The 20,761-nt window shown below is 68.6% G+C and carries 10 protein-coding genes and 6 pseudogenes; 8 read left to right on the forward strand and 8 right to left on the reverse strand.

From position 1 onward, the window contains the following. The first annotated feature begins 6 nt into the window (after positions 1–6). The 3 genes and pseudogenes from QEG98_RS27410 to QEG98_RS27420 all read left to right on the forward strand — a co-directional run bounded on the left by QEG98_RS27410 (position 7) and on the right by QEG98_RS27420 (position 3,191). Positions 7–1,468, forward strand: a pseudogene (locus QEG98_RS27410) (sigma-54-dependent transcriptional regulator). A 273-nt stretch (positions 1,469–1,741) separates the two neighbouring features. Then, positions 1,742–2,488 (forward strand): Crp/Fnr family transcriptional regulator MrpC, encoded by a 747-nt coding sequence (gene mrpC, locus QEG98_RS27415; protein ID WP_002634092.1) that lies wholly within the window; start codon positions 1,742–1,744, stop codon positions 2,486–2,488. Between the two features lie 124 nt (positions 2,489–2,612). Further along, positions 2,613–3,191 carry an SMI1/KNR4 family protein gene (locus QEG98_RS27420; protein ID WP_316563378.1) on the forward strand — a complete coding sequence of 193 codons (579 nt, stop codon included), beginning with the start codon at positions 2,613–2,615 and terminating at the stop codon, positions 3,189–3,191. Between the two features lies 1 nt (position 3,192). Here QEG98_RS27420 and QEG98_RS27425 read toward each other — a convergent pair. Together QEG98_RS27425 and QEG98_RS27430 are read right to left on the reverse strand one after the other, a co-directional pair. Next, positions 3,193–4,763 (reverse strand): annotated as a pseudogene (locus QEG98_RS27425) (aromatic amino acid hydroxylase). Positions 4,764–4,866: 103 nt separating this feature from the next. Further along, positions 4,867–5,772 (reverse strand): annotated as a pseudogene (locus QEG98_RS27430) (LysR substrate-binding domain-containing protein). Between the two features lie 104 nt (positions 5,773–5,876). Between QEG98_RS27430 and QEG98_RS27435 the strand changes: the two are divergent. Beyond that, complete coding sequence (locus QEG98_RS27435; RefSeq protein WP_316563379.1) at positions 5,877–7,772, forward strand: sulfatase-like hydrolase/transferase; 1,896 nt, start codon at positions 5,877–5,879, stop codon at positions 7,770–7,772. A gap of 45 nt (positions 7,773–7,817) precedes the next feature. Here QEG98_RS27435 and QEG98_RS27440 read toward each other — a convergent pair whose 3' ends face one another. Together QEG98_RS27440 and QEG98_RS27445 are read right to left on the reverse strand one after the other, a co-directional pair. Further along, positions 7,818–8,411 (reverse strand): hypothetical protein, encoded by a 594-nt coding sequence (locus tag QEG98_RS27440; protein WP_316563380.1) that lies wholly within the window; start codon positions 8,409–8,411, stop codon positions 7,818–7,820. Further along, a complete protein-coding gene (locus tag QEG98_RS27445; RefSeq protein WP_316563381.1) occupies positions 8,411–9,169 on the reverse strand; it encodes a metallophosphoesterase family protein in 759 nt (252 codons plus the stop codon). The genes QEG98_RS27440 and QEG98_RS27445 overlap by 1 nt, the downstream gene beginning before the upstream one ends. A 168-nt stretch (positions 9,170–9,337) precedes the next feature. On the opposite strand from QEG98_RS27445, the gene QEG98_RS27450 reads away from it, so the two are divergent. Further along, positions 9,338–10,450, forward strand: coding sequence for a HEAT repeat domain-containing protein (locus tag QEG98_RS27450; protein ID WP_316563382.1), 1,113 nt, complete (start codon positions 9,338–9,340; stop codon positions 10,448–10,450). Next, positions 10,381–11,043, forward strand: a complete 663-nt coding sequence (locus QEG98_RS27455; protein ID WP_316563383.1) for a HEAT repeat domain-containing protein — start codon at positions 10,381–10,383, stop codon at positions 11,041–11,043. The genes QEG98_RS27450 and QEG98_RS27455 overlap by 70 nt, the downstream gene beginning before the upstream one ends. Positions 11,044–11,056: 13 nt before the next feature. Here the strand turns inward: QEG98_RS27455 and QEG98_RS27460 are convergent, their stop codons facing one another. Continuing rightward, positions 11,057–12,151 (reverse strand): vWA domain-containing protein, encoded by a 1,095-nt coding sequence (locus QEG98_RS27460; protein WP_090491599.1) that lies wholly within the window; start codon positions 12,149–12,151, stop codon positions 11,057–11,059. Positions 12,152–12,317: 166 nt separating this feature from the next. On the opposite strand from QEG98_RS27460, the pseudogene QEG98_RS27465 reads away from it, so the two are divergent. Next, positions 12,318–14,158 (forward strand): annotated as a pseudogene (locus QEG98_RS27465) (MutS-related protein). Positions 14,159–14,232: 74 nt separating this feature from the next. Here the strand turns inward: QEG98_RS27465 and QEG98_RS27470 are convergent. After that, positions 14,233–15,404: pseudogene (locus tag QEG98_RS27470) on the reverse strand (thiolase family protein). A 79-nt stretch (positions 15,405–15,483) separates the two neighbouring features. Continuing rightward, positions 15,484–17,862, reverse strand: coding sequence for a 3-hydroxyacyl-CoA dehydrogenase/enoyl-CoA hydratase family protein (locus QEG98_RS27475; protein WP_316563384.1), 2,379 nt, complete (start codon positions 17,860–17,862; stop codon positions 15,484–15,486). Between the two features lie 127 nt (positions 17,863–17,989). Between QEG98_RS27475 and QEG98_RS27480 the strand changes: the two are divergent. After that, positions 17,990–19,739: pseudogene (locus QEG98_RS27480) on the forward strand (M1 family metallopeptidase). A gap of 21 nt (positions 19,740–19,760) precedes the next feature. On the opposite strand, the gene QEG98_RS27485 reads toward QEG98_RS27480, so the two are convergent. Next, positions 19,761–20,645: a site-specific DNA-methyltransferase gene (locus tag QEG98_RS27485; RefSeq protein WP_316563385.1), complete on the reverse strand. Its 885-nt coding sequence runs from the start codon at positions 20,643–20,645 to the stop codon at positions 19,761–19,763. Positions 20,646–20,761: the final 116 nt, after the last annotated feature.

Genomic DNA, 20,761 nt, shown 5'->3' on the forward strand with positions numbered 1-20,761 from the left:
AGCGCCATGGAGACCCTTCTCATCGTCGACGACGACGTCTCGCTCCTCGAAACGCTGAAGATGCACTTCGAGGAGATCGAGCAGGACGGCCAGCCCCGCTACCAGGTGGCCACCGCCACCAGCGCCGCGGCGGGACTGCGCGCCGCCCAGGAGGCCATGCCCAGCGTGGTCATCCTCGACATGATGCTCCCGGACCGCACGGGCCTGGAAATCATCGAGGAGATGAAGGGCCTGTGCGGGGACGCGCGCATCATCCTGGTCACCGCGTACCACGACATGGAGACCACCATCCGGGCCATGAAGGCCGGGGCTTTCGACTACATCCACAAGCCCTTCCCGGACCCGGCCGCCCTGGACCTGGTGGTGGAGCGCGCGCTGGAGTACCGCCAGCTGTCGCGCCGCGCGGACGAGGTCCACCGGGAGAATGCCGCCGCCCGCCTGGGCGACATCGTGGGCACCAGCCCGCTGATGCAGCAACTGGTGAAGGAGATTGGAAAGGTCACCGGCAGCCACGCCACCGTGCTGATTACGGGCGAGAGCGGCACCGGCAAGGAGCTCATCGCCCGCGTCATTCACAACTACTCCTACGACGAGCCCCGGCCCTTCATCGGCATCAACTGTTCGGCCATCGTCGACACGCTGCTGGAGAGCGAGCTCTTCGGCCACGAGAAGGGCGCCTTCACCGGCGCCACGGCGGGCAAGCCGGGCAAGTTCGAGCTGGCCGAGGACGGCACGGTGTTCCTGGACGAGATTGGCGACATGTCGCTGATGCTCCAGGCCAAGCTCCTGCGCGTGCTGCAGGAGCGCGAGTTCGAGCGCGTGGGCGGCGTCAAGCGCATCAAGCTGCGCGCCCGCGTCATCGCCGCCACCCACCGCGCCCTGGTGGAGGAGGTGGAGGCCGGCCGCTTCCGCGAGGACCTCTACCAACGCCTCAAGGTCATCACCCTCCAGATTCCCCGCTGCGCGAGCGGCGCGAGGACATCCCCCGCTGGTGAAGCACCTGCTCGAGCGCATCAACGAGAAGGTCCACAAGCGCGTCACCCGCGTGCCCGGCGAGGTCATGGAGCGCCTCACCCGCCTGCCCTGGCGCGGCAACGTGCGCGAGTTGGAGAACGTGCTCACCCGCGCCGTGGTGCTGGCCCCCGGTGACGTCCTCCGCGGGGACGACTTGCCCGCCCTGGAGTCTCCCCTCCCCTCGCCGGAGCCGGGCCGGGCCGCCTCCGCCCACACCGCCAGCGCCATGTTCGCCGCGCCGGCCGAGGACGACGCCAGCCTGATTCCCACTTTGGAAGAGGCCGAGCGCCAGCTCATCGCCCGTGCGATGACCGTCACCAAGGGGCACAAGGGTCGCACCTGTCAGATCCTTGGAATCAGCCGCCCCACCCTGGAGCGCAAACTCCAGAAGTACGGTCTTGCACAGGGCCAGAGCCCTCAAGTGCACACCTTCCCTGTGAAGGATGCGTTGTGAGCACTCTTGGACAGTGTCGCTGCTCCGACACTCACGCCCCCGGTTTGAACGTTTCGTTCAAATTGATCAGACTGTTTGAACGTTCTGTTTCAGGTTTTGGACACAGAACGGGCGCTGGTGCGGGCCTGTAGCGCTAAGTACCCGGCATTTCAGGAGGTGTTGTCCCGGCGGCATTTCAATTCCCGCTGGCACGAACCTTGGAGAAGGAAAGTCCCGTTCGCCGCTGAAGCAGACGGCCCGACTTCCCTACGCTTCCTTCCCAGGAGTAATGCCATGCACGGTTTCAATCGCCCCCTCGGCCCCATCGGTTCCAACGTCGTGGCGCCGCTGCAGACGACCAGCTCCGGGATGATGGTCACCGCCAACAAGCTGGTGCCCGGCCAGGAGGCCATCGACTTCAAGGGCTACTTCAAGGTCGAGTCCTTCCCGCACAACTCGACCATCTACCGCCCCGGTGACAACACCGACCGCGTCTATCTGCTGAAGTCCGGCCGCGTGCGCCTGATGCGCATCGGCAAGAACAGCACCCGCTCCGTGGTGTCCATCCTCCGCCCGGGCGACCTCTTCGGCGAGCTGTTCCGCCCCGAGGGCACGCCGATTGAAGAGATGGCCATCGCCGCCGGTGAGGCCGAGGTCTGGAGCATCGAGGGCCGCGACTTCCGCGCCCAGTTGGAGGCCCGTCCGGCCCTGGCGGTGGACGTGGTCCGCGCCTACGCCGAGCGCGTGCGTGCCCTGCGCAAGCGCGTGCTGGGCCTGACGTTCAAGGAGGTTCCGGCCCGCCTGGCGGACACCCTGCTCACCCTGGTTGAAGCGCACGGCGAGCGCTGCCCGCACGGCGGCGAGACGGACCTGCGCGGCATCACCCAGCAGGACCTCGCGGACCTCGTGGGCGCCTCCCGCTCCTTCGTGTCCACGCTCATCAACGAGATGAAGCGTGAGGGCGTGCTCGGCAACGTCGGCCGCATCCTCTGCGTGCGTGACCAGAAGGCCCTGCGGAAGATCGCCGGCAAGGAGAAGTAGTCCGCGCGCCCGCGGCGAACGGGCAGCAGGACACCCGACGGGCCTGACCATGCGCATGTCGCGTGGCCGGGCCCGTGGTGTTTCCAGCGAACGGCGCTCCCTGGGTGTGCCTAGGATGGCGCGAATGTCCCGCGCCATTGATTCCATCCTCGCGCTCCAGGAACGCCTGAAGCACGAGACAAAGCTCCCGCTCCGGTCCGTGTCGCTCACGCCGGTGGCCGCCCAGGACCTCCACATCCTGGAGTCCTCGCTGGGCGCGCTGCTTCCCCAGTCCTACGTCGACTTCATCTCCCGCCACGGCCTGTTCTCCGCGGTGGACTGGCAGGGACATGAGCGCGCTCGGATGTTGAGCCCCACCGAGGTGCTGGAGACGCTCCAGTGGTCCAAGGCGTACGTCGAGGAGGGCGCCTTCGGCGACAACGAGGACGAACTGGAAGCCGCCATCCTCGAGCAGAAGCTCCGCGAGCGGCTCATCCCCTTCCAGTACAGCGCCTACTCGAACGTGAGCGACTACTACTACTTCGACACGGGGATGCGTCGCGACACCGGGCTGCTCATCTTCCCGGCGCGCCACGACGACTTCGACCTGTCGACGTGGCTGCTGGACGGAGCGCCCGACGTCTCGGGCTGCACCTTCGACTTCGACGAACACCTGCGCTGGGTCCTCCAGGAGGGCCTGGAGGAGAAGGACTGGGGGCGCTGATTCAGACGCGGCGGCGCAGCTCTTCCACTTCGGCGCGAAGCAGCCAGTCGTCCGGGAAATCCGTGGCCGCCGCGGCAATCTGGCTCAGCCGCTCGGGCTTCACGGAGTGCGTCTCCCGCATCTTCCGGACCTCGCGGTAGAGCGCGGCCAGCGCCGGATGCAGCGCCAGGGCCTTGCGTGTGCGGGCCTTCTCCTCGCCATCCCCTTCCGCGAAGGCGCTCAGCTCGCCGTACCAGCGGTCCCACGTCGCCGGGTCCGAAGGCCCACCCGCCACCGAGGGCAGGTGCGTACTCACGAAGAGCTTCGCCACCGCGGGCAGCGCCAGCTCGCGCCCCGCCAACCGGCCGCGCAGCGCCAGCACCGGCCACCGTCCGTGGCGAAGCCCTCCAGCTCCAGCCCACTCTCCAGCGACAGCTTGAAGGGCCCGCGCTCCGGCAACGTCCCCGCGCCGAACGCCACCAGCGCCGGCCCGCTCCACGGCTTCTCGTCCAGGGAGCGCCCGCCGCGCGAGACCATGATGGGCCCCTCCATGCAGACGAGCGCGGTGCCCAGCCCCGGCGCCACCTCGCGCGGCGCGGCCAGCATCTCCATCACCCGGCCCGTCACCTCGCGGCCGTCCGCCAGCACCAGGTGATTGACGGTCCGCGCGCGCAGCGCCTCCGTCAGGCCGAAGTCACCGCCCCGCTTCCACGACAGCGTGGACTCGAACTCCGCCAGCACCTCGAACAAGTGCTCGAAGTCCCGCGCCACGAAGAGCTGCGGCTGCATGCGGGTAATGTCGTAGTCCATGTCCGCGCAGGCCACGCTCAGCGGCAGCTTCTTCACCGCCGGCGTCAGGCAGTGCTGCGCCTCGCCGATGCTGGACAGCAGCCCCGCGCCGTAGATACGCGGCGACGCCACGCTCCCGATGAGGCCATACTCCGCCGTCCACCAGTAGAGGCGGCTCGCCCGCGTGCTCTCGCTGACGTAGCGGCGGCTCGCGCTGGCGGCCTCCAGCCGGGCCTGCGCGTGCGCCGCCTCCTCCTCGCTGGCGTCCGGGTCCTCCTTCACCACCGACAGGTTCCGGATGGCCTCGAAGACGGCCTGGTCCTCCACGCTGGCAATGGCCTTGAAGCCCACCAGCCCGCACGCCTTGAGGTACTCCGCGTAGCGGCGGTTGGCGATGATGGGCGCGTGCCCGGCGCTCTCATGAACGATGTCCGGCGCCGGCGTGTACTCGATGTGCTCGTGGGTGCGGATGTCCGCGGCAATCGCCAGGACGCCCATCGCCTGGAGCTCCGTGAAGACGGCGGGTGGAATGAAGCCACGCACCCCCACACAGGCCCAGCCCAGGCGAGCGAGCTTCTCGTTCATCTCATCCAGGCTGGGGATGCACTCCGAGCCGATGCCCGTGGCCTCCAGGCCCTCCAGGTAGACAGGGTGCGCCTTGTCCGCCAGGTGACCCCTCAAGGAGCCCAGGATGTTCCGCCAGACGGCCTGGTCCCGCGACGTATACGCCGCGTAGTCCTGGCTCACCACGTAGCGACGCAGATGAGCAGGCAGGCGGGCAATCGTCCGTTCCGTGGGAGTCATCATCATTCACCTCAGGCGGAATCTTCTTCTTTTTGAAGATATCCCTTCTCTGGGTGAACGGAAATCCGTCATAATTCGACGTCTTCGTCGTTTTAACGTCGAACTAGCCTGGCTTGCGGCGAAGTCCATCCAGCACCAACCGGGCGCCGGGGCTGAGCGCTCCCGAAGGCCACAAGGCCACCACCTCGACCGCCTGGGGCTCCTCTTCCAGGAGGGGCCATGCATGGAGGTCCGGTGGAAACGGGTGCATGGGGCGCAGGTCCGGAGTGATGGAGCAGGCGCGGAACGCGCGCAGCAGCTCGTAGAGGAGAAGGAAGCTCTCCGCGCGCCCCACTTCATCCACCGTCACGCCGTGGGCGGCGAAGCGGGCGCTGTTGGCGCCGCCGTAGGGGTCATCACGCAGCCAGTCCACGAAGCGCTGCCCCTCCAGGTCCTTCACGTGCAGCGACGTCCGGGACGCGGCCTGCCGCGCCAGCTCGTTGTCCGGCCCGGCGAGCACGACGAAGGGCATGCGCAGCAGTGACTCCGACTCCACGCCTTCATGGGTAGGCAGGGGCGTGAAGTCGAGCGCCGTCGAGCTGCCGCGTCTGCACCGGCGCGTCAGCTCGTGGGGACCTCCGAAGCTGAGCACCAGCTTGAGGTCCGCGGCGGCGGCGTCCTCGCCACGGCGCCCACCAGGGACAAGGACAGCGTCGGGTTGAGGCCCAGCCGCACCACGGGCTCGGCGCTGGCCAGGTCGCGCAGCCGCTTCATGTCCAGTTGATGCAGCGGCGTCTGGGTGCCCGCGAAGAGCCGCTCCCCCGGGCGGTGAGCTGCAGGCGACGGCCGGCCCGCGCTCCAACAACGGCGCACCATCCGCCAGCGCCAGCTCCAGCGAGCGAACGTGCTCGCTCACCACCGAGCGCGCCACGCCCAGGTGCTCCGCGGCGGCCTCGATGCTGCCCGCCTCCACGGCGGCGGCGAAGGACTCCAACCAGACGAGGTGCCGAACGAGCTTGCGCGGAGGCATGAGCAGCATCCTTGCATGTCGCCATCAGCGGGGCGCGCCACCGGACTTCATTGATGCTTGCGAAGTTCCGGTATCCGGAATAGCTGCGCCATGCAATGTCACGGATGTCTGATGCGGCGTCCTCCGCAGCCGCCATTTTCCTCCAGCGCTTCGAAGCAGCCCGACCCTACCTGAGCACCGCGCTGACCTGGTGCGTGCTCCACGGGCTCGTCGCATTGCTGTACTTCGGCGGCGCGCTGCGCGTGGCCGTGGAGCGGCTGGCACCGGGGCTCCGCCCCCTCCTGCTCGCGGGAAGCCTCGCCCAGGCGTTGTTCCTGGGGCTGCTGGCCTTTCTTGGAACCCTCCCCCTGGCCGTCCTGTTCGGCCACCGCTACCGCTTCGCGCTCCCGGTGCTGACGGCGGTGGGCGGCGTGCTGCTCGGGCTGGACGCGCTGGTGCTCAACTCACTGGGCTTCCACATCAACGGCCTGGTGCTGGCGGTGGCGCTTCAGCCGCATGCCCTGGCGGAGACGGGGCTGTCTTCGTCGGAGGTGGCGCTGGTAGCCGGGGCGATGGTGGTCATCCTCGCGCTCGACACGACGGCGGGCATCTGGTTCCTGCGCCGGGGCTTTGGCCCTCGCCGGGTGGCGCGCACGGTGGTGCTGATGACGGCCCTGTGCACCGCCGAGCGGCTGATCACCGCGTCCCTCGTCTTCGCCCATGGCGGCGCCGTGCAGCATGCCACCACCACCCTGCCCCTCCAGGCACCGGTGCGGATGAACACCCTCCTCTCGCGCATCACTGGCAAGGCGCCCGCATCCGGCCTGCGCCTGGGCGTGAGCCCCGAGGCAGGCGTGCCCGCGGCGAGCATCGACCCCGCGGAGGTGCGCTTCACCCGCCGTCCCGACATCGTCGTCGTGCTCGTGGAGAGCCTGCGTGACGACTTCTTCACCGCCGACGTCATGCCGAACATGTGGCGCAGGGCGCAGAGCGGCACGCGCTTCCTGCATCACCACAGCGCGGCCAGCTCCACGGACTACTCGCTGTTCAGCATGTTCTTCGGGCTGGAGGCCCAGCGCCGCAATGCCGTGGTGGGCGCGGGCCGCACGCCCCTCCTCTTCCCCGCGCTGGCCCGCAATGGCTACCAGCAGTTCTTCTTCGCCGCGTCCTCCGTGGACTGGATGGGCCTCAAGGACACCGTCTTCCGCGACGTGACGGGAGGCCTGCGCACGGACTACACGGGCCGCAGCCACCTGCGAGACGAAGCCATGGTCCGCGACGCGCTGGCGGCCGTGGAGGCCACGCCTCAGGACACGCCGCTGTTCCTGTTCGTGTTCTTCGCCGGCACGCACTTCGACTACGACTACCCACCGCGCTCCGAGGTCTTCTCGCCCGCCTGGAATGGCAAGGGTGGACTCTCCACGGCGCGCGTGCCTCCCGAGCATCTCAAGGCCCGCGCGTGGAACTCGGCCTACGAAGTGGACACCAAGGTCGAAGAGCTGCTGGCGCGCATCGAAAGCCTGCGCGGCACGCGCCCGCTGACTCTCTTCACCGGCGACCATGGCGAGGAGTTCCGTGAGCACGGCCGCGTGGGCCATGCCAGCGACGTGACGGCCTCCCAGCTTCACGTGCCCATGCTCGTGTTCGACGACCAGCTTCCCGTGGGCCAGGTCGACGCCGTCACCGGACACATCGACGTGGTGTCCACGCTCTTCGACCTGCTGGGCGACACGCACAGCCCGGCGGTGCTGGGTGACGGCCTTCCGATGACCCGGCCGGACCCGCAGCGATACCTCCTCACCACCGTGGGTTGGGAGGCGCGTTACGCGCTCATCGGCAAGGACCTGAAGGTCCATTTCGGCGCGGGGCGGCCTGGCACTGTCATCACCGACCTGCGCGACCGCCCCCTGGCCGATGGCAAGGAGCGCCTCGCGGCCGAGGCCCCACGCATCCTCCGCCGCCTGAGAGGGACGTCGGAGTCGGCGGTTCCCGACTCCGCCACGGCCACGGACATGCCCTGACGGACCCTCGTGGCGGGCCCTGGGGCGGTGCTCACACGCGCCGCTTCAGAACCGGAGCTTCACGCCCAGGGCCAGCGTGAAGAGCTCGACGTTCACGGTGGAGGGATTGCGGATGAACTGCACCAGCCGGTAGTCGGTGGCGACGAGCTCGAAGTACCCCTCCACGAATCGCAGGTTCAGCGCCTCCACCGGGCGCCCCACGCTGGCGCCCAGCAGCAGCGCGGGCCGGATGGCGGTGCGGAACCAGTAGTAGCCCCGGTCGTAACGGCTGGGCAGGCCCGCGAAGTAGTCGTCGCCCACCGTGTAGCTGAGCATCGCGCCCACCATGAGCGGGCGGACGGTCCACCCCGCCGCATCGAGCAGGAAGGGCCGCCACTGCCCCTTCAGCGTGAAGGTGAAGAAGTCCTCCCCGCCAACGCGGGCGGCGCCCAGCCCACCAGCAGCGCGGCCTCCACGGTCTCGTCGAGGAAGCTCCAGCCCGGCCCCGCGGAGAAAGCCGATGGCGCCCGCGAACTGCATCGCCGCATGGTCGGGCACGTACCAGGGTGACGCCTCGTGCGCCGGCTCCGGCCGCGCCTCCCGTGCCGCCAACAGCAGCGCCGCCAGCAGCGAGGCTCGGAGAGTCCCGCGCGCGGCCATCAGAAGGTGGCCCTCTGCACCTGCACCGAGGTGCCATCGACGTCCACCCAGAGGTAGCTCCGGCCCTTCATCGAATCGGTGGTGACGTACCGGACATCGTGCGCGTGGACGTCGTGGTACTGGTGGACGTGGCCGTGGAAGGAGATGGCGACGCCCTTCTTCTGCTGGAGCTTCACCAAGGGCGCGACGAGCGCATCGTCAAAGTCCCCGTTCCCAGGAGGCACGTGGGAGAAGGTGAAGGTGTTCAGCACCGCGGGCTCGGGTGTGAGCGCCGTCTTCAACCACTGCAGGTCCGGGATGTCGCCCGGGAAGCCGTACTCGCGGGAGTTGGAGTCGAAGAAGACGAAGCGCGTGCCCGAATACGTGAAGGAGAAGGACTCCGGTCCGAAGGTGCGCCGGTAGAGCTTCTGCCCCATGCCCAGCGCGTCATGGTTGCCCATGACCACGAAGAACGGGACCTTCAAGCGGGACAGCAGCTCGACGCCCCACTCGTACTCCTGCGTGCTGCCGAACTCCGTGAGGTCGCCCATCTGCACCACGAAGTCGACGCCGCGCTGCTCCAGGTCCCGCATCGCCGCCGCGGAGTCATCCAGGAACAACTGCATGTCGCCCACCACCGCGAAGCGAAAGGCCTGCTTCGGTTCCGCTCCGAACAACCGCTCGAGCGAGCGCGCATGCAAGTCCCGGTGGGGTCCCCGGAGTTCATAGGGGTGGAACTCGAAGGCGCCACAGCCCGCGCACACCAGTAGCAATGTCACCCAGACGCGCACGGACGCACGCTAACGTCGCCCTCCCGATGCTTCCATGGAATGTGACGCCGGATTCAGGAGCACGCGGCGACAAGGAGCAGCCATTCTCACGCGCCATATGAACCGGACTCAGGCGTCCTCCAGCAGCCTTCTCGCCACGCGCATGACGGCGGTGCCGTGAGCTCACCTCTGTCGACATGGGAGCTGCTGCATTGGGTGGCCACGAAGCCCACCCGGAGCACGCGGGAAGACCTCGACGCACTGCTCGCGCGAGCGGATTTCACGCAGGTCGCCCGGGAGGTCCTGGCGTCGGGCACCACATCGGAGAAGACCACGGCCTTGCGAGTGCTCCGGGAGCTGGCGTCCCCCGAAGCCCATGCCCTGGCTCGGCTCGCGCTGCGCGACGCAGCCGCTGACGTCCGAGCCCCGGCGGCGCGAGCGCTTGCGAGCGCACAGGACGCCGCGGACTGGCGGAGCCTCCTGGAGGCGCTGGATGATACCGAGCCCTCCGTGCAGCACGCCGCCATGGACTCGCTCGCGAGGATGAATCCGGCGGCCGCGAGCGACCTCTTCCTCGAGCGCTTCGAGCGTGCTCCGGAGGCGGAGAAGCTGAACGCGCTCGCCACCGCGCAACGGCTGGGGCTCCCCGAATCCGGCGCCCTGGCTCGGCTCGGCCTGGCTTCGGCCTCTTCCACCGTCAGGGCCGCGGCGGTTGACCTGGTCGCGCGAGAAGGCGAGGCGACAGAGGGCCTGCTCATCCACCTGCTCACGGATGCCTCCGAGAACGTACAACTCCACGCCCTCCGCACGCTGACCTATCGTGCGCACGTACCCGCCAGCGTCTTCGTCCCGCTGCTCGCCGCATCGTCCTCCCCCCCCGTCCGCGCACAGGCGCTTCAGGCGCTCATCCTTCGGCGTGACGCCAGCACATGCGAGCCTGTGTGCCGGCTCCTGACCGACCCCGACGCCTCGCTCCGCAGAAGGGCGATTCTCGCCACCGAACGGCTCGGCTGCACCCGTGCGACGCCTACCCTGCTGGAGATGCTGGCCCGGACACGCGACGAAGATGAACGGGCGGACCTCGTCGCCGCGCTCGGCGGGCTCGGTGGTCCTGAAGCCTGGGAGGCGCTTCGCCAGGCGCTATCGGATGAATCCCCCGCGTCAGGCGCGCCGCCATCATCGCCTGGGCCTCGGACGTCGCGCCGCCCGACGCAACCACCGTGCTGCTGGAGCGCCTGCGAGGCGCCCCCGACACGGAAACACGGAAGGCCGTTGCCCTGGCCCTCATGAACCGCCGCCCGGAGGTGGCCCACCGAGCCCTGCGGCTTGCGCTCGAGGACTCCGTGCCCGAGGTCCGGCGGATGGCCGTGCGAGCCCTGGGCCTCGAGGCCAGCCCAGAGGCCCTTCAAACCCTGCGCGACCATCAAGCCACCGAACGCGACCCGGACGTTCTGCGACACCTGGACGCGGCGCTCGAACGACAGCAAGCGCCTGGCGACACGCCCATTTGGGCGGCCTCGCCCGCCGAGCGGCTCCTCTTCGACCCGGCGCGAACGGAACAGAGCGTGGCGCAGTGGATCGCGGTCCCCGAACGCTACCCCGCGACCGAGCGCTTCTACTTCTATGAAGGCGGACACCTGGAGCGGCAGGGCACCGATGGCCGGGTCGACGCCTTCCAGTACACCGCGATCGAAGACCAGCTCCGCGTCCACCCCCAGGGCGCGCCCGAACGAAGCACGGCCTTCACCGTCACGCCGGCAGCTCCGCCCCACCGCTTCCGCCTAGAGCTGGCCCAGGACGTCCTCACCGGCACGGAGGCGCCCCGAACGCTGCACTTCATCGAGCCCCGACAAGCCGACACGGAGCCGGTCGACGGCGACTGACGCGAGGGAACCGCTATGCCGCGGCGGACCGGGCGCCATCCCAGTCCTCGACCTCGTAGAGGAACTTCGAATCCCCCATCAGCTTCCGGTTGGCCGAAGTGCTCTGCACGAAGACGACGTACTTCTCCAGGCTGGCGGGCCGGATGCGCACCGTCTCCCCGGGCGGCAGCCCGAGCATCTCGCGGGCCCGCTCGCCGCTGTAGAGGTCCCCCGTCTTGCGGTCCATCAGCACCACTTCCTTGCGGCCCTGGATGGTCTCCGTCTTGGTGAACTCGTAGAAGCCCCGGCCCGTCTTGAAGCGCAGGCCGTTCTCCTGCACGAAGTCCTTGATGGGCTGGGTCCGGTCCACGTCCAGCACCTGGAAGCGGCCCGGTGGAACCGCGCGCAGGTCCGCCTCGCCGTAGAGCGGCGGCGCCGTGCGCTGAAGCATGGTGCTGAACATCACGTTGAGGCCGCGGCTCATGCGACCCTCGCGCACCACTTCCTGCTCAAACGATTGAAGCTGCGCGTCCGAGGACTGCTTGTAGCAGACGGCCAGCAGCAGGTCGGTGACGTGGGCGAACTGGTCCAGGCTCAGGTGGAAGCCGCCCGACTTCTCCGCCAGTTCCTTGTAGAAGGCCGTCGCGTGACGGCGCGCCAGGGCTTGCACGCCATACACGGGAATGCCCATCTTCCCAAGCGCGGCCACCTCCTTGCGCCAGTCCAGCTTGTGTGGATTCTGCGCGGGCCCGTGGGGAACGTCGTCGCCAATCAAGACCAGCGCCCGCGTGTATCCGACTGTCCAAGACAGGCTTTGCGCCTGATGCAGTACGAACTCGTAGCATTCGGGCGCATCGCCCCCGCCCGTCTGCTCCACGCGGTCCACGAAGCGGACCACGGCGCCCTCGTCGTCCGTCAGGTCCAGCATCTTGGTGACATACGTGGAGCCCGCGTCGCAGTAGTCCCCGTGGGCGATGATTCCAATGCGGATGCCCGGAATCTCCTTCATCAGCCGGGACACGGTGCCCCGCAGCTTCTTCCGCACCTGTGCAAGACACGGATACATGCTGCCAGTGGTGTCAAAGCTGAAGACGATTTCGACGCGGTTATCAATGACTGACGTGCTCATTCCGGTGCCCCCTCGTGACCGCCGACGAGGAGAAATCTACGCGCCGGGTCTGACATGAATCAGGCCAGGAAACGGGGTGCTGGCCGGGCCTCCGTCGACCCGGCGTCACGCATTTGCACCTGCCGCTTGCCCTGGACGCCGCGCGACCGCAGCATGCGTGCCCATCGTGTCCGCCACCGCCGAGCCCCCATCCCCGCATCGTACGTACACCGAGCGCCGAGCCGCCGCGCAGGCGGAGCTGACCGCGCTGGACCGCGTGAGCGCCCGCTACGCCAACTTGCGAACACTCGCCTTCCTGGCCGCGGCCGGCGTCGCGGGCTTCGTGTTGGCGGGGCGTCTGCCCAAGGTGTGGTGGTGGGCCAGCGCCGCCGCGCTGGTGCTCTACGGCGTGCTCGCCGTCCTCCACCACCAGGTCTTCCGCCGCGAGGCCCGGGCGAAGCTGTACGTGACGCTCAACGAACGCGGACTGGCGCGGCTGGGGCCCGGCTGGCACGACTTCACCGAGCGCGGTGAACGCTTCCTGTCCCCCAGTCACCTGTACACCCCGGACCTGGATGTCTTCGGCCAGGGCAGCCTCTTCCAGCTCCTCAACGAGACGGCCACGCGCGCAGGCGAGGAACGGCTGGCGGCGTGGCTCTCCGCCCCCGCGTCCGCCCAGGAGGTCGAAGCCAGACAGGGCGCCGCGCGCGAACTGGCGCCCAACCTGGACTTCCGCCAGGACCTCTGCGTGGACGCGCGGGACGCCTCGCGCGAGAAGGCGGACCCGGCGCTGTTCATCCAGTGGGCGGAGTTGGGTCCACAGCTGAACGCCATCCGCTGGGCCCGGCCGGTGGCGGTGGTGCTGCCCCTGGTGACGCTGGCCGTCTACGTCCTGGGCAAGTTCGAGGTGCTGCCGGAGTCGGCCTTCTGGGTGGGCCTGGCCGCGCAGCTGGGCGTGGCTGTCATCACCCGCCGCCCGCTGAAGGTCATGGACGAAGGCGTGGAGGTGGGTGAGCGCGGCTTCGTGCGCTACGCCCCCATCTTCGAGCGCGTGGAGGCCCAGCGCTTCGAACACCCGCGCCTGAAGACGCTCCAGTCCGGCCTCCAGCAGCCTGGCCAGCCGCCCGTGTCCGAACACTTCAAGCGCTTCAGCCGGCTGTTCTCCTTCATCGAATTCAAGCGCCACCAGTTCCACCCGCTGATTCACTGGCTCACGCTCTGGGACATCCACGCGCACTTCGCGCTGGAGCGCTGGCGCGAGGCCCACGGCAAGCAGCTGCGCCAGTGGTTCGAGGCCCTGGCCGAGCTGGAAGCCCTGTCTTGCGTCGCGGGCCTCGCCCATGACCGGCCGGACTTCACCGCCCGTCCTGGCGGCCAATGGCCCCTGTGTGGAGGCGACGGCGCTGGGCCACCCGCTGCTGGACGCGCCCGTGCCCAACGACGTGTCCCTGCCCGGCCCCCGGCACGCGCTGCTCATCACCGGCTCCAACATGAGCGGCAAGACGACGCTGATGCGCGCGGTGGGCGCCAACGTGGTGCTGGCATTGGCGGGCGCACCGGTGAGCGCGAAGCACTTCCGCCTGACACCGCTCCAGACGCTCACCAGCATGCGGGTGAAGGACTCGCTGGAGCGCGGCGTCTCCTACTTCTACGCGGAGGTGCAGCGCATCAAGGCGGTGCTGGACGCGGCGCAGGCCGCGCGCGGGCAGGTGCTGTTCCTCCTGGACGAAATCCTCCTGGGGACGAACACCCGCGAGCGGCAGATTGCCTCGCGCGAGGTGCTGCGCCTGCTGCTGGGCACTGGCGCCATTGGCGCGGTGACGACGCACGACTTGTCCCTGGCGGTGCTCGCGGACGAGCCGGGCGCCCATGTCGTCAACGTCCACTTCCGGGACCACCTGGAGGCCGGGAAGATGATGTTCGACTACAAGCTGCGCCAGGGCGTGGTGGACACCACCAACGCCCTGCGCGTGCTGCGCGGCCGGCGTACCGGTGGACGACCCGGACGAACCCGCGGCGGCGCGCTGAGCCCGAAACGACACGGGCCCCGGGGTTTCCCCCGAGGCCCGCGATTGAATCAGTGGCTCACGTCGAAGCGGTGACTACTTGGGCGCCTCGATGAGGGCGGCGAAGCCCATGCCGCCGCCGATGCACATGGAGACGACGCCGTAGCGGCCGTTGCGGCGCTTCAGCTCGCGCAGGATGGTGGCCACCATGCGCGCGCCGGAGACGCCCAGCGGGTGACCCAGGGCGATGGCGCCGCCGTTGGGGTTCACCTTGTCGACGGGGATGCCCAGCTCGCGCACGCAGTACAGCGCCTGCGCGCCGAAGGCCTCGTTCAGCTCGAAGACGTCGATGTCCTCGACCTTAAGCTTGTTCTTCTCCAGCAGCTTGCGGACTGCGGGAACCGGGCCGATGCCCATGATTTCCGGGGCACGCCCGCCACCGCGGCGTCGATGAAGTAGCCCAGCGGCTTGACGCCCAGCTCCTTCGCCTTGGCCTCGCTCATCACCACCGCGGCGGCGGCGCCGTCCGTCAGCGGCGACGCGTTACCGGCCGTCACCACGCCCTTGGGGTTGAAGGCCGGGCGCAGCTTGGCCAGGCCCTCCACCGTCGTCTCCGGGCGGAGGATGGTGTCCACCGTGACGGTGACGTTCTGCGCCACGCCGTCGTCGTCGTAGTACGTCGTGGTGACGGGGACGATCTCCTCCTTGAACTTGCCCTGCTCGCGCGCGGTGGCGGCACGGCGCTGGCTCTCGGCGGCGAACTTGTCCGAGTCCTCACGCGACACGCCGTAGCGCGACGCGATGTTCTCCGCCGTGGCGCCCATGGAGGTGTAGATCTCCGGCAGGCGCTCCATGGCCTCGGGGTTCGCGCTCGCCTTGTTGCCGCCCATGGGGACCATCGTCATGGACTCGGTGCCACCGCCGATGCCCACGTCGTACATCCCCGCCTGGATGGCCTGGGCCACCTGGGCGATGGCCTGCGAACCGGAGGAACAGAACCGGTTGATGGTCATCGCGGGCACCGTGACGGGCAGGCCCGCCAGCAGCGTGGCCACGCGGGCCACGTTCATGCCCTGCTCGGCCTCCGGCATGGCACAGCCCAGGACGACGTCACCGATGTCCTCCGGCTTCAGGCCCGGGACCTGGGCAACGGCCTCCTTGATGGCGACAGCGGCCAGGGTATCCGGCCGGGTGTCCTTGAACTCTCCCTTGTGCGCGCGGGTGAAGGGCGTGCGGACCGCGCTGGCAATCACGACTCGACCAGCCATTTTGATGTCTCCTTGCCCGGGGGGCACCCGGGCATTCAGCGAATCTCAGGTTCAGTAGCCTATGGATACTGGCCGGCCGTCAGTTCCGCAGCGGCTTGCCCTTCTCGATCATGTGCTGCAGGCGGTCCTGGGTCTTCTCCTCGCCGCACAGGCTCAGGAAGGCCTCGGCCTCCAGCTCCAGCAAGCGCTCTTCCGTCACGAGCAGCGACGGGCTGGTGTTGCCACCCGTCAGCACCTTCGCCAGCTTCTGGGCGATCTTCCGGTCGTGCGCGCTCACCTGGCCGTTGAGCTCCATGTCGTAGAGCATCATGTCGATGGTGGCCGCGCCGCTGGTGCCCGGCAGGCGGAAGCGCGTGGGACGGGGCGCCTTGAAGCCGGCGTCCGCCATGCCCAGCACGCGGGCCTTCGCGTCGGACAACAGGAAGTCCCGGTTGGCGCTGATGCCATCCGCCTGCGTCAGGAAGCCCGACTCACGGGCCTCCTCGGCGCTGGTGGCGACCTTCGCCATGCCGATGGTGAGGAAGATCTTCTTCAGGAAGGGGAAGAAGTCGAAGTCCTTGTCCGTGCCGAACGGGCCGTACACGTTGCGCAGCAGCTGCATGTTGCCGCCGCCGCCCGGGATGAGGCCCACGCCCACTTCCACCAGGCCCATGTACAGCTCGGCGCTGGCCTGGATGGCGTTGCCGCCCATCGTCACCTCGGCGCCGCCGCCGAGCGTGAGGTTGAAGGGCGCCGTCACCACCGGCACCGGGCTGTAGCGCATGCGCTGATTGACTGCCTGGAAGCCCGTCACCAGCTTGCGGATGGACTCGAACTCGCCGCTCTTGGCCGCCCACAGCAGCGCCACGATGTTCGCGCCCGCGGAGAAGTTGGAGCCGTCGTTACCGATGACGAGGCCCTTGTGGTTCTTCTCCGTCTCGTCCAGCGCGGTGTTCATCATCTCGATGATCTGGTCATCGATGGAGTTCATCTTCGTGTGGAACTCGAGCAGCGTCGCGCCGTCGCCCAAATCCCACAGCGTGGCCCCGTCGTTGCCGGCGATCTTCTTGTTGCCGCGCTTGAGGTACTCCACGCGCTGCGTGCGGGCGTTCTCCGGCACCACCTTCACGGACTTGGACGGGATGTCCCAGTACGTGTCCTTGCCGTTCTCCACGCCGTAGAAGGACGTGCGGCCCGCGGCCAGCATCTCCTCCACCCACGCGGCCGGCTTCAGGCCCAGGGCCTTCATCCGCTCCACGCCCTTCTTCACGCCGTAGGCGTCCCAGACCTCGAAGGGCCCCAAGTCCCAACCGAAGCCCCAGCGCACGCCGCGGTCCACGTTGACCACGTCGTCGGCGATCTCCGGGATGCGGCGGCTGGTGTAGGCCAGCACGTCCAGGGTGACGCCCTCGGCGAACTTCGCCGCCTTGTCCTCGGCGTTCATCACCGAGGCCACGCGCTCGCGCACGTCCTCGATGTCCCGCGCGGCGCCCAGCGACTCGTAGCGCACCTTCGCCTGCGGCCGGTACTCCAGCGTCTTCAGGTCGAGCGCGAGGATGTCCTTGCCCTGCTTCTTGTAGAAGCCGCCGCCGCTCTTGTCGCCCAGCATGCCCTTCTCCACCATCTTCTGGAGGAAGGCGGGGCTGGCGAACACGTCACGCTCTTCGTCGTGCGTCAGCGTGTCGTAGCAGTTCTTCGCCACGTGGGTGAACGTGTCCAGGCCCACGATGTCCGCGGTGCGGAAGACGGCGGACTTGGGACGGCCCATGGCCGGGCCGAAAATCTTGTCCACCTCTTCGATGGACAGCTCCGCCTTGTCCATGGCGGCGATGGTCCGCATCATCCCGTACACGCCAATGCGGTTCGCGATGAAGTTGGTGGTGTCCTTGCCGTAGACGATGCCCTTGCCCAGCACCTCTTCGCCAAAGCGGTGCAGCGTCTTGAGCACCTCCGGGGCAGTCTCCTTGCCGGCCACCAGCTCCAGCAGCTTCATGTAGCGGACGGGGTTGAAGAAGTGCGTGACGAGGAAGTTCTTCTTGAACTCCGCGCCGCGGCCCTCGGTCATCCCCACAATCGACATGCCGGAGGTGTTGGACGACACGATGGTGCCCGGGCGGATGAGCTTCTCCACCTTGGCGAACAGGTCCTGCTTGATCTTCAGGTCCTCCTTCACCACCTCCACCACCCAATCGCACTCGGCGATGCGGTGCAGGTCGTCCTCGAAGTTGCCGACCTCGATGTTGGTGAAGACCTCACCAGAGACGATGGTGCTCGGCTTCTGCTTGCGCAGGTTGGCCAGCGCGCCCTGGGCGAACTTGTTGCGAAACGCCTTCGAGGAGGTGTCCTCGCCCGGCGCGGCCTTGGGCGGAACGATGTCCAGGAGGAGCGCGCGCACGCCCGAGTTGGCCAGGTGCGCGGCGATGCCGCTGCCCATTACTCCGGCGCCCAGCACAGCCACTTTGCGGATCCGCGTCGTCATGTGGAAAAGGCTCCCTGTTGGGAAGGAGGGGATTGCACAAATGTAGGCGATTGACCCGAAAGTCAATCGGTTCGGACGGCCAGGACACTCGCCACCAGAGGACAAGCCGACTAGATACCGGCCCTCCATGGCTCGCCTCGACCCGCACTCGTACAACGACAGCACGCAGCCTGAGACGGAAACCCTGGACTGGAGGGCCCGCGTCGATTTCAAGACGCAGCGGCTGCACGCGGAGGTCACCCACACCCTCAAGGAAGCCTCGGCCGGGCCACTGGACCTGGATACCCGGGATTTGGAAATCCGTGACGTCGTCGACGCCGCGGGTCGTCCCTTGCCCTACATCCTCTCCCCTTCCGAGCCGATTCTCGGCAGCCGGCTGCGCATCGAGCTGCCGGTGGGACTGCGGCAATTCACCGTGCGCTACCGCACGGCGCCGCACGCCAGCGCGCTCCAGTGGCTGACGCCCTCCCAGACAGCCGGAGGGAAGCACCCCTTCCTCTACAGCCAGTGCCAGGCCATCCACGCCCGAAGCGTGGTGCCGCTCCAGGACACGCCGCGCATCCGCATCCGCTACACCGCGTCGCTACGGATTCCCAAGGCGCTCAAGGCCGTCATGGCCGCCAGCTTCCTGCGGCGCGAGGAGCACGGCGTGGAGGCGGAGGAGCACTACGAGATGCCCCAGCCGGTGCCGCCGTACCTGCTGGCCTTCGCGGTGGGCAGCCGGCGCCGAAGGAGCTGGGGCCGCGCTCGCGCGTGTGGGCGGAGCCGGAGCTGCTGGAGGACGCGGCGGAGGAGTTCTCCGGCGTGGACGACATGCTGCGCGCCGCCGAGTCGCTCTTCGGGCCCTATGACTGGGAGCGCTTCGACCTGCTCACCATGCCGCCCTCGTTCCCCTACGGCGGCATGGAGAACCCGCGCCTGACGTTCCTCACGCCCACGCTCATCACCGGAGACAAGAGCCTGGTCAACGTGGTGGCGCACGAGCTGGCGCACTCGTGGACGGGCAACCTGGTGACGAACGCCTCCGCGGAGCACTTCTGGCTCAACGAGGGCTTCACCGTCTTCGCCGAGCGCCGCATCCTGGAGGTCCTGGAGGGTCCGGAGGTGTCGGCGCTGCACGGCGCGCTGGGCCGCCGCGCGCTGGACTCCGCGCTGCAGCACTTCCGCGCGCACCCGCAGCTGACGTCGCTGCGCACCCACCGCCGGCGTGGACCCGGACGAGGCCTTCTCCCAGATTCCCTACGAGAAGGGCTACCTGCTGCTGCGCGCCATGGAGGACGCGGCCGGGCGGCCCGCCTTCGACGAGTTCCTCCGCCGCTACCGCCACCTACCGCTTCCGCGCGCTCACCACCGAGGAGTTCGTCGCCTTCGCGGAGAAGGAGCTGCCCGGCGTGCTGACCAAGGTGGACGCGGAGGCGTACCTGCACCGGCCCGGCGTGCCCCCGGGGGCGCCGTCACCGCGCTCGCTGCGGCTGGAAACCATGGACGCGCTCCGAGGCAAGGTGCCCACGCCGGAGCAGGCGAAGGATTGGACGCCGGCCGAGTGGCAGCTCTACCTGGAGTCACTGCCCCAGGAGACGCCGCGAGACGTCTTCCAGCAGCTCGACGCGCGCTTCAGCCTCACCCAGAGCCGCAACTCGGAGGTGCTGGTGGCGTGGCTGGTGTCGGCGCTGCGCGCGGGCTGGGAGCCGGCCGTGGCTCGCACCGAGACGTTCCTCGGCGAGGTGGGCCGGATGAAGTACCTCAAGCCGCTATATGGGGTGCTCTCCGCGTCGCATGCGCACCGGAGTCTGGCGCGCGCGCTCTTCAAGAAGCACGGGGAGCGCTACCACCCCATCGCCCGTCAGGGCGTGGAGCTCATCCTTTCGCGCGCCTGAGGACGCGCGAGCAGGACGGGACTACTTCGAGGCCGCCGCGTTCAGGCGCTTCTCCGACAGGGCGAGGTACTTCTCGTCCATGTCGATGCCCACGTAACGGTGGCCCAGCTTGAGGGCCGCCACGCCCGAGGTGCCGCTGCCGTTGAAGGGGTCCAGCACGAGCGCGTCCGGGGGGCAGCTCGCCTCGAGGATGCGCTCCAGCAACGCCACCGGCTTCTGCGTGGGGTGGCTGCCGAAGGCCTTCTCCTCGCCGCCGCGCGGGACGGTGAGCGTCCACATCCGGCCCTCGCCGTCCGCCGTCAGCTCGGCGTCACCGGAGGGCGGCAGCGCCCAGGCGTCGCGCATCTGCTTGCCGCCGTTCTCCGCCTTCATGCGCGAGTAGTTGAACGTGTGCTGGAGCTTGCCGCCGGACTTCGGCGAGGCCCAGATGAGCAGCTCCGTGGAGTGCGTGAAGTAGCGGCACGCCAGGTTGGGGCTCGCGTTGGGCTTGAACCAGGTGACGGTGTTGAGCAGCTTGTAGCCGAGCTTCTGCATCGCGAAGCCGGCGTTGAAGATGACGTGCTGCGTGCCGCTCACCCACAGCGTGCCGGTGGGCTTGAGCAGGCGCTGGCAGGCCGCGAGCCACTCGGTGGTGAACTTGTGGTCCTCCTCCACGCCGCGCGACACGTCCCAGCCGCCCTTGGCCACCGAGACGCGCTTGCCGCCCTTGCAGGTGGTGCCGCCGTTGGAGAGGAAGTACGGCGGGTCGGCGAAAATCATGTCGAACGTCTGGGGCTCGAACTGCGACATGAGCTCCAGGCTGTCACCGTGCAGCAGCGTATAGGCCTCCCCTTTCGCGTAGACGCTCTCGTTGAGCGAACGGCGGACGACTTTCAGGGAAGGGGCTGCTGCAGCGTGCGCGGACATCTCGCCTCCGTCGGACTCTTCGTCGTGGACGCGGCGGACTGTGCGGTCGCTTCGGTGCTACGTCTAATTTCTGGCCTGTAGCACCCTGAAACTTGACGGGTGATTCAGGCCGTAGA

The organism is Myxococcus sp. MxC21-1, assembly GCF_032612255.1.
In the GTDB taxonomy this organism is placed as follows: Bacteria; Myxococcota; Myxococcia; order Myxococcales; family Myxococcaceae; genus Myxococcus; species Myxococcus virescens.